Source organism: Eudoraea sp., from assembly GCF_049665975.1.
Lineage (GTDB): Bacteria > Bacteroidota > Bacteroidia > Flavobacteriales > Flavobacteriaceae > Eudoraea.
This window is the reverse complement of sequence record NZ_JBATGR010000316.1, coordinates 1-5,265: the sequence shown is the minus strand read 5'-3', so window position 1 is coordinate 5,265 and position 5,265 is coordinate 1. Positions and strand designations below refer to the sequence as shown.

3 protein-coding genes and 1 pseudogene are annotated in these 5,265 nt (G+C 38.4%); 3 read left to right on the top strand and 1 reads right to left on the bottom strand.

What is annotated here, in order from left to right; translation table 11 throughout:
• The 3 genes and pseudogenes from WBN20_RS11190 to WBN20_RS11180 form a co-directional block, all read left to right on the top strand.
• Window positions 1-434: pseudogene (locus WBN20_RS11190) on the top strand (hypothetical protein); the annotation flags it as partial.
• Between the two features lies 1 nt (window position 435).
• Window positions 436-1,794, top strand: a complete 1,359-nt coding sequence (locus WBN20_RS11185; protein ID WP_424281733.1) for an NAD-dependent succinate-semialdehyde dehydrogenase — start codon at window positions 436-438, stop codon at window positions 1,792-1,794.
• 32 nt (window positions 1,795-1,826) lie between these two features.
• Entirely contained in the window at window positions 1,827-2,678 is an 852-nt protein-coding gene (locus WBN20_RS11180) for a mechanosensitive ion channel family protein (protein WP_297702819.1), read from the top strand.
• 14 nt (window positions 2,679-2,692) lie between these two features.
• Here the strand turns inward: WBN20_RS11180 and WBN20_RS11175 are convergent, their stop codons facing one another.
• A complete protein-coding gene (locus WBN20_RS11175; RefSeq protein ID WP_424281732.1) occupies window positions 2,693-4,363 on the bottom strand; it encodes an ATP-dependent nuclease in 1,671 nt (556 codons plus the stop codon).
• Between the last annotated feature and the right edge of the window lie 902 nt (window positions 4,364-5,265).

The window sequence follows — 5,265 nt, the reverse complement described above, 5'->3', positions numbered from 1 at the left end:
AGGACGATCGTCTTTGGGAGGAATACTCCGACATCAAATTACACGAAGCATTATTCAATGTTGGATGCATGCTATACTGGACATTTCCAAAACAGTTTCCAACACCGGATATTGTGCGAATTACTTTGAAGGTAATTGCATTGAACAAGGAATCAGCTTTAAATTTACTAAAGCCAAATTCCTCTTTTCTAACCCGTTTGTTAAATGACGGAATGGATGAACGCAACATCATCTATAGGTTATTTGACGAGAATATTAAGTCGGACAAGTTTCCAGAGTCAGAACATATCATCTGGAAATTTGAAGAATCTGGCTTTACAACTGAAGATAATTCCAACACCTTTACCATATATACATCCTGGAACTGGGTAGATGAACTTAAGGGAGTAAGAGGTTTTGAATCAACGGCATTTTCTGACGGACAACTAAAATAAAATGGAATTTAAAAGTATAAATCCTTACAATGACCAGCAGGTTGGTAATTATACATCTCTTACGGAAAAAGAACTTGCAGCAACGCTTAAAAAAAGCCAGGATGCCTTTGAGTCCTGGAGTAAAGTTCCACTTTCTGAACGGAGTGCACTTATAAAAAAAGCCGGCCAGGTATTGAGGGAGAATGTCGAAGAATACGCCCAAATGATCACCTTGGAAATGGGAAAACCCATCATAGAATCAAGATCTGAAGTGAATAAATGTGCATGGGTATGTGATTACTATGCGGAGAATGCTGCAGAATTCCTGAAAAATGAAACAATAGCCACCGATGCAACACAAAGTTTTGTAAGGCATGATCCTATTGGAAGTGTCTTTGCAATTATGCCGTGGAACTTTCCATTTTGGCAGGTTTTTAGATTTGCTGCACCAACTTTAACAGCGGGCAACACCGGATTGTTGAAACATGCTCCTAATGTATTTGGATGTGCCAAACAAATAGAAGAGGTGTTTTATAGAGCCGGTTTTCCCGGGGCTGTCTTTCAAAACCTGATTGTACACCACGATCATACAGAACAGATTATTGCGCATGTGGCTGTAAAGGCAGTAACACTTACGGGAAGCGAAAGAGCAGGTTCGGCAGTGGCAGAAATAGCCGGCAGGCATATTAAAAAAACAGTTTTGGAACTTGGCGGTAACAATGCCTTCATTGTTTGGGAAGATGCGGACATTGACAAGGCCGTAAAAACTGCCCTTACTGCCCGAATGCTTAATTGCGGACAAAGTTGTATTGCTGCCAAGCGTTTTATTTTAATGGAAGGGATTTATGACGAGTTTGTTTCAAAATTCACAAAAGCGGTAAAGGGTTTGAAATCGGGGAATCCATTGGAACATGCTACCCAAGTTGGGCCGATGGCTCGTAAAGATCTGGCAGACCAGCTTAATCGTCAGGTCTCAGTGTCAGTAGAACAAGGTGCAAAGTTATTGCTTGGAGGCAAACAGAGCGGTTGTTACCATGAACCTACCATTTTGAGTGATGTAACGCCCGGAATGGCTGCTTTTGAAGAAGAAACATTTGGCCCCCTCGCGGCTATGATAAAAGCAAAAGATATAGATCAGGCCTTTGCCCTCTCGGAACAATCGAAGTATGGGCTTGGGGTAACTGTTTGTACTGCAGATATTGATAAGGCGGTAAAGTTTGCAGATAGAGTTAGCGATGGAGCTTATTTCATTAATGAACTGGTCAAATCAGACCCAAGGCTGCCATTTGGCGGTACCAAAAATTCCGGCTATGGACGTGAACTGGCAAAAGATGGGATGATGGAGTTTATAAATCGCAAGACGATTTATGTTAAAAATTAAATTAAATTCGATATTTGGTAATAAATAAGCATATGGAAACCTTAAATAAAATTCTGGAATTTGAAATCTTAAGTTTAAGTAACTATACAATAAGGGTTTCTGACCTGGTGACTATTCTGATTATCCTAATTATTACCAAACTAATACTATGGGTCATTAAAAAAGCATTGTTTCGCAAGTATAAATTCCGCAAAACTGATCCGGGCACTACCTATGCTTTATACCAGATCATAAAATATGTAATTTGGGTCATGGCCATTGGATTGTTGCTGGAAACAATAGGAGTTAAAGTTACTTTGTTATTAGCCGGCTCTGCGGCCTTATTGGTGGGTATTGGCTTAGGATTACAGCAAACATTTAATGACGTAATATCAGGTATCATCTTACTTTCAGAGAGATCCATAAAAATAAATGATGTTTTGGAAATAGATGGCGACGTGGTAAAAATTGAAGGTATTGGCTTACGAACCTCTAAGGCCTTAAACAGGGATGACATATCCATTATCATTCCAAATTCATTAATTACTACCAGTAAGGTAATTAATTGGAGTCATCAATCAAAAAAAACACGTTTTAAGATTGATGTTGGGGTAGCTTATGGAAGTGATGTTGATAAGGTTATCAAAATATTGGAAGAAAGCGCCTTTGAACATCCTGAAGTCTCAAACAGGGAATTGGTTGAAGCACGATTGATGAATTTCGGAAATTCATCCTTAGATTTTCAACTTTTGTTTTTTAGTAAAAATATTTTTAGGATAGGAAAAGCAAAAAGTGATATTAGAAGAATTATTAGTAAAAAACTTGCCGAAAATAAAGTTACAATACCTTTCCCGCAAATGGATTTACATCTAAGATCCAATACCGCCGGTAAATTTGAAAAATAGAATAACACATAGTTTTAGTTTCTACGGGCCTGCTCAATACAAGCTTCTATCATTTGGAAGAGTTTATCCGGGATGGCTGTCGGGCCTTTGGCGGCAATAGTTTCAATAATACTTAAAGCCAGGAATGGTTTAGATTTATTTTTAATGGCTCTGCGAATAGTGAGGCCAGGTTTATTCTCATTCTCCGGTACATTTAAACGTTGGGCAGCTTTAATATATTCTTTTTTAAAGCCATTGTACCAAAACAAATGTTCAATATCCTTTTGTTCCAGCCTGGTGACGGGATTCTTAAGTTCATACTTATTTGTAAAGTTTTTTACGAGATCTTCATATCGTTGTCCGGCTTCATCTCCATCCACTAAGACATGCCAGCCAATTCCCAGGTCTGTAGCATATTTTAACAATGGCGTTAAACCTGATTGCGCAAAATCGATTACTGATATTCCCTCTTGCAGAAATTCATAGTTCATAATCCTTGCCAGGTGAGGTAGTATCCAATATTCAGATTCTCCCTCAACCAGAATCCAGAAACGATCAAATGAAGCCATACTGTACTTCGCACGGAGGTGATATGATAAGCGACGCAAATCTTCGTTGGTATAATACTGTGAATCGATACTATTAACCTGGATCAAGCCCTTCTTCCTGCGCAACCTTCTGATCGATTTCAAAGGAACCCTGCTCAGTAATAAACCAGAATTTGTGGTGATAATCTTTTGCCATCGGATCCTACCTAGTAAAATACTAATAGTTGCAAGGGTTGTCGTATGCAGGAAAGCTTCAGGGTGTTCAAAAATAAGCAAGGGGCGCGAATTTTTTTCAAACTTTTGGGGACCGGAGCGAAGAAGCGCATGCACTAACATAAGGGTTGCCAGTTTTTCTGTAAGCCTTTGAAATCTCTTCAAAGCTTCTACTATATTCTCTTTCTCGGTGAGAGATACCATTTGCAAAATTTCCCTAATTCTTACCACCAGTCCATCCTCTTGCTTTAGCTCCTGATTAGGTTGCCCATAGTACTCCATTAATTCTTCCACAGCATGAAATCCCTTATTCACGGAAGCATTGGTATCCTGTGTGGTACCAAGAAGTATCTCATTTACCGATGCGAAAATTTGCTGCTTGAGTCGGTCTTCAAGATCAATTTCTAGACGGGCATCATCCTCATCAGGTACTACAATATTTAAAAACCCAGTTAAAATCCCAAATCTCAGATGGATTACGGGTATTATCCTTCTGAGTACCTTAAGTACAAGAGGGTCTTTGGTAACTACTCCCTTTTGTACGTTAGTACAGCTCCATTCCGCAGTAGTATAGGAACCCGATAATGATGAATTAAAAGAAACCTCAAACTTCGGTTCTTTGATCAACTCTTCTTCAGACTTCACCGAGAGTAATTCCAGTTCTTTAAATTCATTTAGCCCTGTATGATTTTGAAGTTGTAATAAAAGTTTGATCTCAAGCCTTTTTTCAGGGACCTCCTTATCAGGATCTTTATAGAAGTGAAATGAGTTAAATTCCGGGAGTTTATCATCCAATTTAGGGTTCAGGGTTGCTGAAAGGACTTCCATGAGCGTAGATTTGGCCAAGTCGTTTTCGCCAATGAGAAGCGTAATCTGATCAAAGTTTAGCAGTGCATGTTTAATAGCTCTGAAATTGGTAACTTCTAATGAGATTAATTGCAGCAATGCTAATTTATTTTATTTGAGGAATTACCCTAATTTAATTATGGTTTTTATAAAGCAATATAAGAAGTATGTTATGGGATTCCTAGAAGGAGTATAGGTAAAAATGAAGATTGTGCCTTGTTCTTATCAATTACGATAAATCCTGAATTACGTAATCTTCCTATATCAGGTATGATTAATTCTTAAATGTTTTAAAAGAGTAAAGCATTTGACAGAATAACAAAATAAAGCCAGTACCTAACAATACCTATAATTCAGCTTTACCTCTCTCCTATCTTGAAAAATATTAACTTTAAACCAGCTTGATTTCCAGCCTGAAAAATCCTACAGTATTTCCCAAGCCGAAATCATAGTATAGACGTTGGAGCACATTCAGCCAAGGCTGACTTTTGTTGCTACGTGCTGCGCACTCCCGCCCCAAAAGATAATGTGCTCCAACGACCCGCTAAACCAAATTGCACAACAGCCCTGGCTGCCCATCGAGGGAAAACCGAGCCCGTGGAAAATAATTAAATTCGGCATTCCTGCATTACATATGCAAATCACTTTTCTGCTTGGTCGGGATGACAGCATCCCCTTTAGTATTTTAAGTAATTGAATATCAGTATTTTAAACACTGTTATTTAATCTCGTGTCCCATAACGGACATCGTTGTCAAAAAGCAACTTTTAAACACAAATTTTATGCGCTTTTACCACATGAAAGTTACGAAGAAAATCAATATAATATAAAGTAGTTCAAATGAAGAGATGTATATCCCATCGACATATTTTAGTTTGTGTTTAATATTAAGAAGGCGAGCTCAACGAAATGGAGTACTGCAAGTCTCAATCCCAATGGCTATTGGGAACCAAATTAACCTGCTCATGAGCTTATTTGGTCGAATCTTACGCACAGAGCAC